Source organism: Streptomyces alkaliterrae (assembly GCF_007097205.2).
GTDB classification, from domain to species: Bacteria; Actinomycetota; Actinomycetes; order Streptomycetales; family Streptomycetaceae; genus Streptomyces; species Streptomyces alkaliterrae.
Genome location: NZ_VJYK02000615.1, coordinates 1 through 1038 on the forward strand (window position 1 = coordinate 1; position 1038 = coordinate 1038).

A 1038-nucleotide genomic window follows, 5' to 3' on the forward strand; every position below is an offset into this window, starting at 1 on the left:
GTGCGGGGCCGGGGCCCGGCGTACGTCGGGGAAGGCAGCCGTGTGCCGGTGTCCGTGGGCGAGCGGGAGCAGGTGAGCCCACCGTGCCCGGTGCCTCGGGTCCCGCTGCGGGGACCGGCGACCGGTCGGCGACCACGGCTCGCCGGTACGGCGGTCACATGAGGAAGCGGACCATGTCGATTCTTCCGTCGGTGACGCGGTAGGCGACGAGTAGACGGATCGGCTCGTCCGCGAGGCCGTGGGCGGCCTCCTGGTCGACCACCCATCTGCCTTCCGTCAGCCGGTTCTCGACCACCGCGTGACAGCGGGCAGCCGCGAACTGCTCGGCGTACGCAGCCCGTAGCGCGTCGGCGCCCTCCAACGTGGTGCCGTCGGGGCGGTCCACGCGGACGTCGGGTGAGTAGGTGGCGACAAACGCGTCCAGGTCGTGTGCGTTGTACGCGTCGAGCTGGCGGCGCACCACGGTGATCGGATCGCTCATGCTGCCGATTCTGCCAGCCGGGCGGCGGTTTCGAGGCCGCCAGGAGGCCATGCTCAGGGCGTGGCGGCGGCCGGGCAGGTGGCGCGATCCCGCCGCTCAATCGGTGGACGGAAACGAGAGACCGTACTCAGGCCGAAGCCCTCACGCTTTGGTGTCGTGACGGACCTTCCGAGCCGGAATTCCCGGAATGCTCGGACATCACCGCAGTCCCGGCGACGGAGTCCGTGGTCCTGCGTGCGAGTGAACCGGTAGCGTGAGCCGACGATTTAGGCCAGGCGAACGAGGAGTCCCGGTGACAGCGCACAGCGGACAGGGAGAGGAACCGCGCGAGGGTGCCGTGCCACCCGGCGGTGACCGGTGGACCACCGGCCCCTCCCGGCCCGGGGACGGCATGACGCCGCCCGCCGGTACGCCCTGGGGCAGTCCGTGGGGACCGCAGGCCTCGAATCCCGCCGGCCCGCCGAACACCGGCGCCGCGCCCTCACCCGCCACCGCCGGGGCCGGACTGCCGCCCGTGCCGCCGCAGGGGCCGCCCGGCACGCCTCCCCCGCCTGCCG

The 1038-nt window shown here is 73.2% G+C and carries 1 protein-coding gene and 1 pseudogene; one reads left to right on the forward strand and one right to left on the reverse strand.

All coding sequences use genetic code 11. The features are described 5' to 3' along the window. Nucleotides 1–154: 154 nt before the first annotated feature. Nucleotides 155–481, reverse strand: a complete 327-nt coding sequence (locus FNX44_RS27120) for a nuclear transport factor 2 family protein (protein WP_143651602.1) — start codon at nucleotides 479–481, stop codon at nucleotides 155–157. Nucleotides 482–773: 292 nt separating this feature from the next. Between FNX44_RS27120 and FNX44_RS29345 the strand changes: the two are divergent. Next, nucleotides 774–1038, forward strand: a pseudogene (locus tag FNX44_RS29345) (sigma-70 family RNA polymerase sigma factor); the annotation flags it as partial.

Coding starts and splice junctions, on each gene's coding strand:
- FNX44_RS27120 (WP_143651602.1), bottom strand. CDS start 481: ATGAGCGATCCGATCACCGTGGTGCGCCGCCAGCTCGACGCGTACAAC.